This window comes from Aquabacterium sp. (genome assembly GCF_044226965.1).
Classification (GTDB): domain Bacteria; phylum Pseudomonadota; class Gammaproteobacteria; order Burkholderiales; family Burkholderiaceae_C; genus Pseudaquabacterium.
The window spans coordinates 1-12,987 of sequence record NZ_JBGAGA010000009.1 but is presented as its reverse complement, the minus strand read 5'-3'; the positions used below and the strand labels follow the sequence as shown (position 1 = coordinate 12,987).

Here is a 12,987-nt window from a genome sequence, read left to right as displayed (position 1 = left end):
GCACGGTGCCGTGCGGCTACGCCCGAGACCCAATCAACGGATGCTGTCCATTTTCGATGTGACGTTCCACGGAACGCGCAGGGCGGCCCTTGCAAGCGCAGCCGTATCGACCAGCTTCGGCCACCACCTGATGATTTGAACGGTGCACTCCCAGTGCTTTTGCTTCGCCCAAGCCGGCGCGAGCACGAAGACAGCCAGGCCGGCGCGGTGCACCAGGTGCTTCTCCCCGTCGGACTTTTTGAATCCGTCCTTCGAGACCACGACCCAGTCGCCCTCGTCGGCCAACGTGCGCAGCCACTGTTCATCAGGTGTCGATGGATCAAACTTGTCCCGCAGGTGAGTCACCTCCGACACCCTTGCATCCTTGCCGACAACCAAGGCCGAGATGGCTCGCGGCCACGAGGGCGGCATGTTGGCGTCGAACAGGAACTTCAAGCTGCCTGCAACTCGGTCTCGAATCGCACGGCCGCCTGCACGTCCTTGGTCGGCACCTCATAAATGCGGGCGACGGTCGCAGCAGCTGTAGGCCCGCCGCCTTCGGTCTGGTAGGCCGCGAACAGCGTCTCGGTGGGAACAGCCGAATGCACCAGCACTGGCTTCCCGAACTGGACGGCCGGATCCAGCACCACAGCCCGCCTGGCCGTCTCAGGGAACCAGCGCCGCGCGGTGCTCCCTTCGTACTCGATGCCGCTGTAGAGCGAGGGCTTGATGATGTCGTTGAAGGCGTACTGAAGGCTCCGCAGATCGAGCAAGTCTTGCTCGCCGTCATCCCTCACTGCCTGCATGAACAGCGTCCGGCCGTCGGTGAGAAATCTGCGTGTCGTCAGGGGGTAGGGCCCGCCGAAGAGCGTGCGCGCGGTGTCCAGGCAGCGGCGCACGACGAGCAACGGCACGCCAGCGGTCACGAACTCACGCACCACGCGCAGTTCGAGCAGGTCCCGGAACCCGATGGCCCGGGACGCCAGCTCGGCATCGTCTGCGTATTGCGAAGACCACAAGGGCGATGAATGACGCCGCAAGCGCCCACCCCCCGCAGCCGGAGACGAGTAGTCATAGCCCACGATCCAACGACGGATCTCACGGGCCTCCGACCCGATCAATCGCGCAGCTTCGGCCAACGAGTACAGCCCGAGACCCGCGAGCGACATGCGATGCACCTTCTCTCCCAAGGGGCGCAGCCGATCGCGCGCCCCTTCGCCTGAATCGGCAAGTGTAGACCTGGCGCAGTGCAGACGCCTGCACTGCGAACCTATCGCCATGCCGCTTGGCCGATTGAGGAGGGCGGGCGCCCTCCTCGCGCCAGCTTTCCAACGGCGTGCGCAAGCGCGTGCGGAAGGATGGCTCCGGTCCCGTGGCGGCATACACCGCCTGGTCGGCTTGCGTTGGCGGGCAGCGAGACGGAGACGCCCGGCGACGCGGGATCCGAGCTGCGCGGCCAGCCGGACCGCGGTCCGGCTCGGGATGCACTCGATGCCGACCTGTTATCGCGAGGCCGTCGAAACCCACCCGCCTCACCAGGCCGTTGTCCGGTGAGGCCACGGTCGCCGCCTGACTAGGCCACCGACACCCCCCACCCCTGCAACCTGCGCGGACAAAAATCGACCTGAGATGCCGGTCCCGCCTTCGAGCGTCCCAGACTTTTGACACCCCCCCTGGGGCGCGTCGGTCGACAGATCGGAGGGAGGGAGAGAGAGAAGAGAGAAGGGTCAACTTCCACCCTTCCTTGTCCCCGCTGTCCCCGGCTGTCCCCGCCACTGTCCCCGGCCGCAATTTCTGGTGTAAGTGCTTGTCAGGCCATGGGATTCAGACTGAATTCCCGGCTTGTCCCCGCCGTCCCCGGCCCAAAATCAGTTCACCGACTTTGAATTGCATGGTGAATGCTGTTTTGCCGCGCGTAAAGAAACCCGCCGCACCTCACCCCAATACCGACGGGCTTGCCGCTTCGCTTGGGCTTAAAGACCCGCATAGCTCTGAACTTGCTCGCTCATCCTGGAAGCTATAAGGACAACGCCCGGCACGAGGCCGGGCGTCATATGCTTGGTCTAGCTGGGAGTTCAACCGGTGCTGGCTCGCGCCGCTTGATCGATCGGCACAACGTCTGCGCCCTTTCGCAATCGATCGAGGTAGTCTGCCCAGCGCTGCATCATGGCCGTGCGCATGTCGATCCATTGCGTGCGGTTGTAGGCCCGGCCAAGGCTGTCCGGCACGGCGTGCGCGAGCTGCGCTTCGATCACGTGCGCGGGCTCTCCGAGGCTTTCAGCTAACAGCGTGCGAGCCGTGGCCCGAAAGCCGTGGCCCGTCACCGTCTCCATGTCGAAGCCCAGGCCGCGCATCGCCGCGTTGACCGTGTTCTCGCTGATCGGCTTGTCTTTGTGCCGCTCGCCCAAGAATACCCAGGGCTGATGCCCTGTGAGCGCGTGCAGGTCCTGCAGTAGCTCGACAGCCTGGTGTGGCAGCGGCACCAGGTGTGGGGTCCCATTGACCTTGCCGTCCTTCCTGCGCTTCATGCGGGCTGCCGGGACCAGCCAGGTCGCCGCGTCGAGGTCGAACTCGGACCATGTGGCGAGGCGCAGCTCGCTCGGTCGAGTGAACAGCATCGCCTGCAGCTTGAGGGCGCAGCGCACCACTGGCGTGCCGGTGTAGCCGTCTGCAGCGCGAAGGAACTGCGCCAGCTGCACAGGTGTTGTGATCGCCGGAAAGTGCCGTTTGGTGTGCTGCAGCAGCTTCCTGGCCAGCCCGACCGTCGGGTTGAACTTCACCAGGTCAGGCATGGCATGCTCGAACACGAGCGAGCACTCCTGCAATGCCCGGTGGCCCGTCTCGATCGCCCCGCGCGCCTGGATGCGCTGTAGAACTGTCAGGAGCTCGGCGCCTGTGATCTCGGCGATCGGCCGCCTGCCGATGTAGGGCAGCACATCGCGTTCGAGCCGCGCCTTCACCTTGCTCGCGTAGCTGCTGGCCCACTTCGTAGCACCCAGCGCGAGCCAGTCCTTCGCCACGGCAGCAAAGCTGCCTGGCAGGGCTTCGCCAGCCTCGACCAGGCGCTGCAGCTCGGCCCTGATGGCAGCGTCCTCCTTGGAGGCCTTGCGGGCGGAGCTGGGGTTCACCCCTGATGCCACCTGGCGCCGAAGGTCGTCCCGACGTTCGCGCGCCTGCGCCAGCGTGACGGCCGGGTAAATGCCCAGCGAAAGCATGCCTTCTTTGCCACCGTGCCGATAGCGATAGCGCCACCAGCCCACACCGGTGGGGCGTGCTTCCAGCACCAGGCCATCGCCATCGGCCACTCGCAATGCCCGGTCTTCCCGCTGGGCCTGGAGCAGCGCAGCCCGTATTGCCTTGTCGGTGAGAGTCGCCATGCGGGTAACTCTAGCGGCCAGTTACCCGTTCGAGGTGAGTTACCCGCAAAGTTACCCGCACGAAGGGGTGGCTGTCGGCGGACGGTACTGGACAAACGCGGACAACAAAAAACCCCTAGAGCATTGATTCTCTAGGGGTTTTTGGACCTTCGCGCACCCTGGCGGAGGCTGTCTTGGTGGGCCCTGTAGGATTCGAACCTACGACCAACGGATTAAGAGTCCGCTGCTCTACCAACTGAGCTAAGAGCCCGAAATTCTTGTCGCCTGACGAAGCGCGATTCTAACGAGGTGACGTACTGGTGGGTTGTGCGGGACTCGAACCCACGACCAACGGATTAAAAGTCCGCTGCTCTACCGACTGAGCTAACAACCCGCTGGATGCGGCAACCTTGTTTGCTGCTGCAACCCCGGTAGAGCCCAAAATTCTAGCACGGGATTTTTCGAAAGTTCAAGCCTTCGTGTTGATCGTGTCGCGGGCGACGCATTGCTGCAGCAGTTCGCCCGCGGCCACCAAGCCGAAGGTGGCGGTCACCGTGACGCTCGAGCCATAGCCGTGGCAGTTCAGGCTGCCGTCGGCGGCGCAGGCCGCATCGGCCGGCACGGCCACGCTCTCGCGCGAGAACACGCAGCGCACGCCGATGCGTCCCTGGCGCGGTGCGCCCTGCTTGCGCAGCCGCTGCCGCAGCGAGGCCAGCAGCGGGTCGTGGGTGGCGTCGGCCAGGTCGGCCACTTCGACGCGCTGCGCCTCGCGCTTGCCGCCGGCCGCGCCCACCGTGACGAAGGCTGTGCCGCTGCCACGTGCCCAGGCCGCGAGCGCCAGCTTGGCATGCGACTGGTCGCAGGCATCGATCAGGCCCTGCACCGGCACCGGCAGCAGCGCCGGCCAGTTGTCGGCGCTGGCGAATTCCTCGACCGTGTGCACCACGCAGCCCGGATGGATCTCGGCGATGCGCTGCTTCAGGGCCTGGGCCTTGGCCATGCCGAGCGTGGAGTCGAGGGCCTGCACCTGCCGGTTGATGTTCGATTCGGCCACATGGTCGAGGTCGACCAGCACCAGCTGCGCAACGCCGCTGCGGGCCAGCGCCTCCACCGCCCACGAACCGACGCCGCCCAGGCCGACCACGGCCATGCTGGCCGCGCGCACGCGTGCATAGCCTGCCTCGCCGTACAGGCGACGCAGGCCGCCGAAGCGCCGTTCGAGATCGGGCGCTGCCAGCGCTGCGTCGATCGCGTTCATCAGGCCTGCCGCTCGATGCGCCAGACCTGCCAGCGCAGCGCCAGCAGTGCGCCGCCGACGATGGCAGCCAGTGCGACGAAGCTGCCGATCGACAGGGTCGAGACGCCCGACAGTCCCTGGCCGATGGTGCAGCCCAGCGCGGTGACGCCGCCCACGCCCATCAGCACCGCGCCGACGAGGTGGTTCGCCGTGTCCTCGACACCGCGGAAGCCCTCCCAGCGGAAGCTGCCGGTGACCAGAGCCACCGCGGCGCTGCCCAGCACCACGCCGGCGACGATGACGATGCCCTGCGTGAGCAGCTTGCTGCTGTCGCTGAAGAACATCAGCCAGTCCAGCGCATAGGCCAGTGGCGAGACGAAGCTGAAGCTTTCCATGCGCCGCGAGTTGGTGGCCAGGAAGGTGGGTTCCAGCGTCTGCGGATGCTCGGCGACGAAGCCCAGGCGCCCCGACACCCACCAGGCCCCCACCACCAGCAGCCCGATGCCGATGCCACCCAGCAGCACGGTGCCCGAGCGGCCCTCGCGCCGCGCCAGCGCCCAGGCCGCGAGCCCGCCGCCGCACAGCGCGCCCAGCCAGCCGGCATGGCGCTGGGCGCTGCCGCCGAAGGCCCAGGCGGCCAGCGAGGGCAGGTCCTGGCCGGCGGGCAACTGCCAGGCCAGCCGGTCGACGCTGTTGACGCGCACGACCGCGGTGATGCCCTTCAGCGTGGCGAACGCGGCCATGGCCAGCACGACGAAGACGACCAGCGACTTCAGGTTGCCACCGCCCACGCGCACCAGCGTCTTGCTGCCGCAGCCCGAGGCCAGCACCATGCCGAAGCCGAACATCAAGCCGCCGCTGATCTGCGATGCCCACAGCCACTGCGGTGCGGCATAGACGCTGTCGGCCGCGCGCAGCCAGCCCAGCAGCACCATCGCGTTGAAGCCCAGCATCGCGACGCCGATGGCCAGCGCCCACATGCGCAGGCGGCTCCAGTCGCCGATGTTGACCACGTCGGCCACCGCACCCATGGTGCAGAAATGCGTGCGCTGCGCAATGGCGCCGAAGCCCAGTGCCAGCACGAAGGCCGCCCACAGCACCTGGGTGCCGAGCGCATGCAACTCAGCGTCGCTCATGTCGGTCCGGCTCAGCCTTTCAGCGAGCCCTGGCGCTCACGTGCGGCGCTGGCAGCCTCGGATTTCGGGTAGGTCTTGAGCAGCTCGTCGAGCGTGCGGCGCGCGCCCTTGATGTCCTTCATCTCGACCTGGCAGTTGGCCACCGCCAACATCGCTTCGGGCGTGCGCGGATGGTCCGGCGCGGCGGCGATCATCGCGCGGAAGGTGGCGATGGCCTCCTTGTAGTCGCGCTTGCCGTACAGCGCATTGCCGAGCCAGAAGCGCGCCGAATCGATGTAGCCGCTGGCCGGGTAGCGCCGCACGAAGCCCGACAGCACCGCGGCGGCCCGGTCGAAGTCGCCATTGCGCAGCACCGCGATGGCCTCTTCGTAGGCCCGCCGCTCGTCGGGGTCGGCCATGAACTCCTTGCCGTCGACGCTGACCTGCGTGGGCTCGAGCTTCTTGATGCGTTCCTCGAGGCCTTTTTCCTTGTCCTTCTGCAGGCGCTGCAGTTCGGCCACGTCGCGCTGCACCTGCTCCTGCAGGCCGCGCAGGCGGGCGGTCTCGGCGCGCTGGGCTTCGAGCTGCTGGTTCAGCTCCACCAGGCTGCGGCGCAGTTGCTGCACCTCGTCGATCAGGCGGGCATTCGCCGCGCCCAGGCTCTCGGCCTGCGCCTTGCTGGCCTGATCGGCCGCGCTCAGGCGCGCGCGCAGGTCGAGGATGGCCTTGCGTGCCTCGTCGTCCTCGAACAGCGCGGCCCGCGCGCCGCCGGCGGCGAACAGCAGCCAGCAGGCCAGCGCGACGCCGCGCCAGGGTCCGGACAGGGGCCTCATCATCAGCGATCCTTCAGTTCGGCGCGCCGGTTCTTGGCCCAGGCGGCTTCGTCATGGCCTTCGACCGCCGGCTGCTCCTTGCCGAAGCTCACGGCCTCGATCTGCGCATCGGGCGCGCCCAGCAGCGCCAGCGATTTGGCCACGGCTTCAGCCCGCTTCTGGCCCAGCGCCAGGTTGTATTCGCGGCCGCCGCGCTCGTCGGTGTGGCCTTCGACGCGCATCCGGCGGCCCTTGTTGGCGGCCAGCAGGCGGGCATGGGCCTCGATCATCGAGCGGTAGTCTTCGCGCACGACGAAGCTGTCGAAGTCGAAGTAGACCGTGCGGCCGAGGTTGGCGATCGTCGGCGGCGTGCGCTCCAGCGAGATCGCGGCCACCTTCGAGTCGGAGGTGCCGGCGGTCTGCGGCTTGGTCAGTTCCTGGCCCGGCGGGATCGAATTGACCGGCTTTCCCTTGGCGTCGACCACGGGGGTGTCGTCGAGCTTGACGCTCGATCCGCAGCCCGCCAGCAGGGCGGCCGCCGCCAGGCACAGGCCGGCGCTGCGCAATGCAATCCTCATGTTCGGCTCCTTCGGTCCTTTCGGGTGCCCCAGCGGGCTGGTCAACGCGGTCGGCAAGCCCGGTTCAACGCATGAACGGGCCCCAGGCCGGCTCGCGCACATCGAGGCCGGTGGACAACAGGCGCGTCCGGATCTTGCCATCGAGGGTGGTGGTCATCAGCACGTCGCGCCCGTTGGCGCGCGTGGCGTACATGATGAGCCTGCCATTGGGGGCGAAGCTGGGACTTTCGTCATCCGTCGTGTCGGTGACGGACAGCGGGCTGCCACCGGCGAGGTCCTGCGTCATCACGCGGAAGGCGCCGCCGCCGTCGCGCGCCACGTAGGCGAGCGTGCGGCCATCGGGGCTGACGCAGGGGCTGATGTTGTAGGCCCCGCTGAAGGTGATGCGCTCGGGCGCGCCGCCGTTCAGGCCGACGCGGTAGATCTGCGGGCCGCCGCCCCGGTCGCTGACGAAGTAGACCTGGCTGCCATCGGCCGAGAACGCGGCTTCTGTGTCGATGGCGTTGCTGCTCGTGATGCGGCGTTTCTCGCCGCTGCCCAGGTCCATCAGGTACAGCTGGGCGATGCCGTCGAGCGAGAGCGTCACGGCCAGCGAACGGCCATCGGGCGAGAAGGCCGGTGCCGAGTTCGAGCCCTTGAAGTTGGCCACCTGGCGCCGCTGCCCGCTGATCAGGTCTTGCAGCATGACCACCGCCTTGTCGGTCTCGAACGAGACATAGGCGAGCTTGCGGCCATCGGGCGACCAGGCCGGCGAGATGATCGGGTGCGGGCTGGTCAGCGCGGTTTCGCCGCCTTCACCGTCGGCATCGGCCACGCGCAGCGTGAAGACCTTGGCGGCGCGGGTGACGTAGGCGATGCGCGTGGCATTGACGCCGCGCTCGCCGGTGAGCTTCTCGTACACCGCATCGGCGATGCGGTGCGAGGCCAGGCGCAGGTCGGCCGGGTTCACCGCCAGGGCCTGGCCCAGCGTCTCCTCGCCCTTCACCACGTCCCAGAGCTTGAAGCGCACGTCGATGCGGCCGTCGGGCAGCCGCGTGGCCGAGCCCGCCACCAGCGCGTCGGCGCCGCGCGTGCGCCAGTCGCTGAACTGCGGCTGGCTGCGCTCGTCCAGCACGCCGCTGGAATCGACGCTGCGGAACAGGCCGCTGCGCTCGAGGTCGGCCCGCACGATGGCCGACACGGCCTGGCCGGCGCGGTCTTCGTCGCGGAAGCGGGTGATCGCGATCGGCAACTGCGTGGCGCCGATGCCGGTGATCTCCACCTTGAACTGGGCTCGGGCGCTGCCGGCCAGGCCGGTGGCAAGGCCTGCAGCGAGGGCGGCGTTGAAACGTCGTCGTTGAAGTTGCATCGGGGGATGACGGAGTCGCGGTTGGGGGCAGGGCCGGCCGCAAGGCGCAGCGGATTGTAGGCAGGGGTCGCGCCGCGCTTGCGGGCGGTCTCAGCTCAACGCACGGCGCAGTGCATCGGCGCACAGGCTCACGGCGGTATCGGCCTCGGCCAGCAGTTTGCCCATCGTGATGAAACCGTGGATCTGGCGCTCGAAACAGATGTATTGCGTGGGCACGCCGGCATTGGACAACGCGTCGGCGTATTCCAACCCTTCGTCACGCAAGGGGTCGTAACCGGCGGTCAGCACCAGCGCCGGCGGCAGGCCGTCCAGCCGCGGGTGCAGCAGCGGCGAGGCGCGCCAGTCGGCGTACTGCGCGGGGTCGGCGATGTACTGGGCCCGGAAGTAGGCGATGGTGTCCTGCGTCAGCAGGTAGCCCTGGCCGTTGCGGGTGTGCGAAGGCGCGACGGCGCGCATGTCGGTGCCGGGATAGATCAGCAGCTGCAGCTTCGGCGCCGGCGCGTCGGCCGGGCCGTCGCGCAGCAGCAGGCTCACCACTGCGGCCAGGTTGCCGCCGGCGCTGTCGCCGCCGAGCGCCAGGCGGCCGGCATCGACGCCCAGGTCGGCCGCATGCGCCTGCACCCAGCGCGTCGCGGCCTCGGCATCGTCGACCGCGGCGGGGAAGCGGTGCTCGGGCCCGAGCCGGTAGTCCACCGCCACCACCGCGCAGCCGCTGCGCTGCGCCAGCTGGCGGCACAGCACGTCGTGCGTGTCGAGGTCGCCGATGGTCCAGCCGCCCCCGTGGTAGTACACCAGCACCGGCGACGGCGTGGTGGCGGCCGCGGCCCGGTACAGGCGCAACGGGATCGGGCCGTGGGGGCCCGGCGCCGCGAGGTCGCGGCATTCGGCCATCGGCGGCGGATCGGGTTGCGTGAAGAAGCGCCGCTCGCGATAGACGCGGCGCGCCTCCTCCGGCGTCAGCTCGTGCGTGGGTGGCAGGCCGCGTGCGGCGATCAGGTCGAGCAGGGCCTTGGCTTGCGGGTCGAGCATGCGCGGTCTCCGGCGGTGGCAGCAGCGGCGCAGTGTAGCCAGCAGGTGCCGGCGCCAGATCATTGCCTTTGGCAATGATCTGATTGACAATGCACCGATGAACACCGTTGCGCCTGCCGACAGGGTTGCCGAGCAAGTGGCCGCGCTGCGCCGCTTCAACCGCTTCTACACCCAGCGCATCGGCGTGCTGCACGAGCGCCTGCATGGCAGCGGTTTCACGCTGGCCGAGTCGCGCGTGCTGTGGGAGCTGTCGCACCTGCCGGCCGGCGAACCGGGCATCAGCGCGGCGGCGCTGGCGCGCACGCTCGACCTCGACCCCGGCTACCTGAGCCGGCTGCTGAAAGCGATGAAGGCGCGCAAGCTGCTGCGCCTGCAGCCCGCGCCCGGTGATGCGCGCCAGCAGCTGCTGAGCCTGAGCGCCGCGGGCCGACGCGCCTTTGCGCCGGTGGATGCGGGCTCGCAGGCGCAGATGGCCGAGGTGCTGGCCAGCGTGCCGGCCGTGGACCAGCCGCGCCTGCTGGCCGCGATGCAGACCATCGAGCACCTGCTCGGCGGCCGCCAGGCCGAGCGTCCGCCCTACACGCTGCGGCATCACCGGCCGGGCGACATCGGTTGGGTCATCGCCCGCCATGGCGCGCTGTATGCCGAGGAGTTCCAGTGGGACATCCACTTCGAGGCGCTGGTCGCGCACATCGCGGCCGAGTTCCTCGACCGCTTCGATGCGCGCCGCGAAGCCTGCTGGATCGCCGAGCGCCCGGGCGCCGGCGGGCAGGCCGAGAACATCGGCTGCGTGTTCCTGGTGCAGGCGCGCGACGACGCCACCGGTGCGCCCGATGCCGGTGTCGGCCAGCTGCGGCTGCTGCTGATCGAGCCGTCGGCGCGCGGCCTCGGGCTGGGCGCGCGGCTGGTGTCGGAGTGCACGCAGTTCGCGCGCCGCGCGGGCTACCGCAAGCTGCGGCTGTGGACGCAGAGCAACCTGCTCGCGGCCCGCACGCTGTACCGGCGCGAGGGCTACCAGCTCGTCGGCACCGAGCCGCACCACAGCTTCGGCCACGACCTGGTCGGCGAGATCTGGGAGATGCCGCTTGGGTGATAGAGCCCCTACGGCCCTGCGGGCTGAGTCCCCCGGCGCCTGCCCCTGCGGCAGCGGCCAGACCTACGCGGCCTGCTGTGGCCGCTGGCATGAAGGCCACCAGCACCTGCAGGCGCCCGATGCCGAGGCGCTGATGCGTTCACGCTACGCCGCGTTCGTGATGCAGCGGGCGGACTACCTGCTGGCCACCTGGCACGCCAGCACGCGGCCAGCGCAGCTCGACTTCGAGCCCGGCCTGCGCTGGCTCGGGCTCGAGGTCAAGCGCCACCAGCCCACCGGTGCCGACACCGCGACGGTCGAATTCGTCGCGCGCAGCAAGCTCGGTGGCCGCGCCCATCGGCTGCACGAGACCAGCCGCTTCGTGCGCGAAGGCGGGCAGTGGTTCTACCTCGACGGCGAGGTCGGCTGAGCGCGGCGCGGGAAACGGTGGCTTCAGGCCGCGCGCGCCGGCTTGTCCGGCAGCTTGCGCACCGTGAGCTTCTTGGTCTTGTAGGGCTGCAGCCAGGTGGCGACCGGCGTGCGCGCATAGCCCGAGGGCGCACTGGCCTTGAACTCGTGCACCTCGCCATTGGCCACCAGCACCACGTGGCCGTTGCTCCACATCAGGTAGTAGCCTGCCGTGTTGCCGGCGAAGAAGGCCTTGACGTGGGCAGGGTCAGCCTCGTCGAGCGAGACCACGGTGCTGGTCTCGCGGCCGGTCTTCGGATCGGTGTGTTTCAGCGGCAGGCTCAGGCTCAGCGCGCCCAGCGAATCGGCCAGGTCCTCCGCATCGGCCATGTGCGTATTGGCGGCGCCACAGGCGGTGCCCGCATAGGTGATGCAGTCGAAGCCGCGGTTGCCACCCAGCAGTTCGAACTGGCCCGCGTAGACGAACAGGCACTTCTTGAAGCCCGGGACCTGCACGAACATGCGGCCATGGAAGTCCTTGGCCTCGGGGTCGCCCTGGTAGCTCAGGCGCGGACCATTGCCGGCTTCGTCCAGCGGCAGCAACTGACCGTTGTGCGGCAGTACGGGCGCGTTCAGGGTCTGAGCTGCCGAACTGCTGATGACTTCGCCCCGCAGCCGCACCTGGGCGCGGCACTGCACCGGTGTGCCCCAGCAGTGCAACCGGTCGAACGCGTTGAGCAAGTCGCCGAGGTTGTCCACGCACATCAGGTCGTGCAGCGGCCGGCCGGTGACATCGACCGTCTGGTTGTCGTTGAGGATCGCCAGGTACAGCACATAGCCGCGGCCGACCGGCGGTAGCGGTCCCCCGTCGCAGGTGCGCACGGCAATGCTGTAGCCGCCGCCGTCGTTCACCGTTCGCCCGTCCTTGGTCGCCGCCAGCACGCGGCTCAGCGCGATCGGCCGCAGGTCCAATGGCGTGGCCAAGCGGTCCAGGCGCTTCAGCGTCTGGCCGTGCGGATCGACCACGCCATCGGCGGCGTCGCTCCAGCGCTGCTGGAAGTCCAGGATCGCGCGCTGCATGTTCAGGTCGCAGGCACCGGGCAGCATCACCGGCGCGGTCGAGCCCAGCACCTTTCTCAGCAGCGCCTGCACCTTGTTCACGTCCTCGGTCTTGTTGGGCGCCAGCTGCCCGGCCAGGCTTTTGCCGACGGCCTGTCCGAGCATCGTGGGCACATGGGCCATGGAGAGCTCCTGCAGTGATGGCGCGTACAGCTTAGGGGGCGCGGCGTGTCGCCTGCATCCGCCGACCGAAGGACGACCGCGGCAGAAGGTCGACAATCACCTGTCTTCACAGCTTACGCCTGCCCGCCGCCCGCTGCATGTCAAACGGACCGCTCTACGCCGCCGGGGCCTACATCCTCTGGGGCATCTTTCCCATCTACATCAAGCAGGTGGCTCAGGCGAATGCGCTGGAGGTGGTGGCGCACCGCTCGGTGTGGTCGCTGGTCTTCATGCTGGTGCTGCTGGCGGTGCTCAAGCGCTTTGCCTGGCTGCGCGAGGTGATGCGCCAGCCGCGGGTGCTGGGCGTTTTCACGCTCAGTGCGCTGCTGCTGTCGGCCAACTGGCTCGTGTACGTGTGGGCGGTGAACCATGACCGGCTGCTTGATGCGAGCCTGGGGTATTTCATCAATCCGCTGTTGAACGTGATGCTCGGTTTCCTGGTGCTGCACGAGCGGCCGCGGCCCTGGCAATGGGCAGCGGTGGTGCTGGCGGCGGCCGGTGTGCTGTGGTTGGCCATCGCAGCCGGCCAGCTGCCGTGGATTGCCCTGGTGCTGGCCGCGAGCTTCGGCCTCTACGGCCTGCTGCGCAAGACCGCGACCCTGGGTGCACTGGAGGGACTGACGCTGGAGACCCTGGTGCTGGCCCCGCTGACGATCGGCGTGCTGCTGTGGTTCCACGCCAGCGGGCGCGGCGTGTTCGCGCGCGGTGACCTCGGCCTCGATATCTGGTTGCTGCTGGCCGGCCCCTTCACCGCGATCCCGCTGCTGCTGTT

13 protein-coding genes and 2 tRNA genes are annotated in these 12,987 nt (G+C 68.8%); 3 read left to right on the top strand and 12 right to left on the bottom strand.

Annotation, left to right across the window (positions count from 1 at the left end):
• Positions 1-33 precede the first annotated feature (33 nt).
• The 11 genes from ACILR4_RS06025 to ACILR4_RS05975 all read right to left on the bottom strand — a co-directional run bounded on the left by ACILR4_RS06025 (position 34) and on the right by ACILR4_RS05975 (position 9,454).
• Positions 34-435: a hypothetical protein gene (locus ACILR4_RS06025; RefSeq protein WP_395699933.1), complete on the bottom strand. Its 402-nt coding sequence runs from the start codon at positions 433-435 to the stop codon at positions 34-36.
• Positions 432-1,157: a DUF433 domain-containing protein gene (locus tag ACILR4_RS06020; RefSeq protein ID WP_395699932.1), complete on the bottom strand. Its 726-nt coding sequence runs from the start codon at positions 1,155-1,157 to the stop codon at positions 432-434. Before ACILR4_RS06020 ends, ACILR4_RS06025 begins: the two co-directional genes overlap by 4 nt.
• An 897-nt stretch (positions 1,158-2,054) precedes the next feature.
• Positions 2,055-3,356 carry a tyrosine-type recombinase/integrase gene (locus ACILR4_RS06015; protein WP_395699931.1) on the bottom strand — a complete coding sequence of 434 codons (1,302 nt, stop codon included), beginning with the start codon at positions 3,354-3,356 and terminating at the stop codon, positions 2,055-2,057.
• A 174-nt stretch (positions 3,357-3,530) separates the two neighbouring features.
• A tRNA-Lys gene (locus ACILR4_RS06010) sits at positions 3,531-3,606 on the bottom strand.
• Positions 3,607-3,653: 47 nt separating this feature from the next.
• A tRNA-Lys gene (locus tag ACILR4_RS06005) sits at positions 3,654-3,729 on the bottom strand.
• Positions 3,730-3,804: 75 nt separating this feature from the next.
• Positions 3,805-4,593, bottom strand: a complete 789-nt coding sequence (locus ACILR4_RS06000; RefSeq protein WP_395699930.1) for a ThiF family adenylyltransferase — start codon at positions 4,591-4,593, stop codon at positions 3,805-3,807.
• Positions 4,593-5,708, bottom strand: a complete 1,116-nt coding sequence (locus ACILR4_RS05995; protein ID WP_395699929.1) for a YeeE/YedE family protein — start codon at positions 5,706-5,708, stop codon at positions 4,593-4,595. Before ACILR4_RS05995 ends, ACILR4_RS06000 begins: the two co-directional genes overlap by 1 nt.
• 11 nt (positions 5,709-5,719) lie before the next feature.
• Complete coding sequence (gene ybgF, locus ACILR4_RS05990; RefSeq protein WP_395699928.1) at positions 5,720-6,520, bottom strand: tol-pal system protein YbgF; 801 nt, start codon at positions 6,518-6,520, stop codon at positions 5,720-5,722.
• A 2-nt stretch (positions 6,521-6,522) separates the two neighbouring features.
• Positions 6,523-7,077, bottom strand: a complete 555-nt coding sequence (gene pal / locus ACILR4_RS05985) for a peptidoglycan-associated lipoprotein Pal (protein WP_395699927.1) — start codon at positions 7,075-7,077, stop codon at positions 6,523-6,525.
• Positions 7,078-7,141: 64 nt separating this feature from the next.
• Positions 7,142-8,425 carry a Tol-Pal system beta propeller repeat protein TolB gene (tolB, locus tag ACILR4_RS05980; RefSeq protein ID WP_395699926.1) on the bottom strand — a complete coding sequence of 428 codons (1,284 nt, stop codon included), beginning with the start codon at positions 8,423-8,425 and terminating at the stop codon, positions 7,142-7,144.
• A gap of 90 nt (positions 8,426-8,515) precedes the next feature.
• Entirely contained in the window at positions 8,516-9,454 is a 939-nt protein-coding gene (locus ACILR4_RS05975) for an alpha/beta hydrolase (protein WP_395699925.1), read from the bottom strand.
• A gap of 97 nt (positions 9,455-9,551) precedes the next feature.
• On the opposite strand from ACILR4_RS05975, the gene ACILR4_RS05970 reads away from it, so the two are divergent.
• Positions 9,552-10,547 carry a GNAT family N-acetyltransferase gene (locus tag ACILR4_RS05970; RefSeq protein WP_395699924.1) on the top strand — a complete coding sequence of 332 codons (996 nt, stop codon included), beginning with the start codon at positions 9,552-9,554 and terminating at the stop codon, positions 10,545-10,547.
• Complete coding sequence (locus ACILR4_RS05965) at positions 10,540-10,956, top strand: YchJ family protein (protein WP_395699923.1); 417 nt, start codon at positions 10,540-10,542, stop codon at positions 10,954-10,956. Before ACILR4_RS05970 ends, ACILR4_RS05965 begins: the two co-directional genes overlap by 8 nt.
• A 23-nt stretch (positions 10,957-10,979) precedes the next feature.
• Here the strand turns inward: ACILR4_RS05965 and ACILR4_RS05960 are convergent, their stop codons facing one another.
• On the bottom strand, positions 10,980-12,176 hold the full coding sequence (locus ACILR4_RS05960; protein WP_395699922.1) for a peptidoglycan-binding protein: 1,197 nt from the start codon (positions 12,174-12,176) through the stop codon (positions 10,980-10,982).
• A gap of 137 nt (positions 12,177-12,313) precedes the next feature.
• Here ACILR4_RS05960 and rarD point away from each other — a divergent pair.
• The coding region (gene rarD / locus ACILR4_RS05955) for an EamA family transporter RarD (RefSeq protein ID WP_395699921.1) at positions 12,314-12,987 on the top strand (674 nt) is incomplete at its 3' end.

Bases quoted from the DNA above. Each gene is read 5' to 3' on its own strand.
- ACILR4_RS06015 (WP_395699931.1), bottom strand. From the start codon at position 3,356: ATGGCGACTCTCACCGACAAGGCAATACGGGCTGCGCTGCTCCAGGCC.
- ACILR4_RS06000 (WP_395699930.1), bottom strand. From the start codon at position 4,593: ATGAACGCGATCGACGCAGCGCTGGCAGCGCCCGATCTCGAACGGCGC.
- ACILR4_RS05995 (WP_395699929.1), bottom strand. From the start codon at position 5,708: ATGAGCGACGCTGAGTTGCATGCGCTCGGCACCCAGGTGCTGTGGGCG.
- ybgF (WP_395699928.1), bottom strand. From the start codon at position 6,520: ATGAGGCCCCTGTCCGGACCCTGGCGCGGCGTCGCGCTGGCCTGCTGG.
- pal (WP_395699927.1), bottom strand. From the start codon at position 7,077: ATGAGGATTGCATTGCGCAGCGCCGGCCTGTGCCTGGCGGCGGCCGCC.
- tolB (WP_395699926.1), bottom strand. From the start codon at position 8,425: ATGCAACTTCAACGACGACGTTTCAACGCCGCCCTCGCTGCAGGCCTT.
- ACILR4_RS05975 (WP_395699925.1), bottom strand. From the start codon at position 9,454: ATGCTCGACCCGCAAGCCAAGGCCCTGCTCGACCTGATCGCCGCACGC.
- ACILR4_RS05970 (WP_395699924.1), top strand. From the start codon at position 9,552: ATGAACACCGTTGCGCCTGCCGACAGGGTTGCCGAGCAAGTGGCCGCG.
- ACILR4_RS05960 (WP_395699922.1), bottom strand. From the start codon at position 12,176: ATGGCCCATGTGCCCACGATGCTCGGACAGGCCGTCGGCAAAAGCCTG.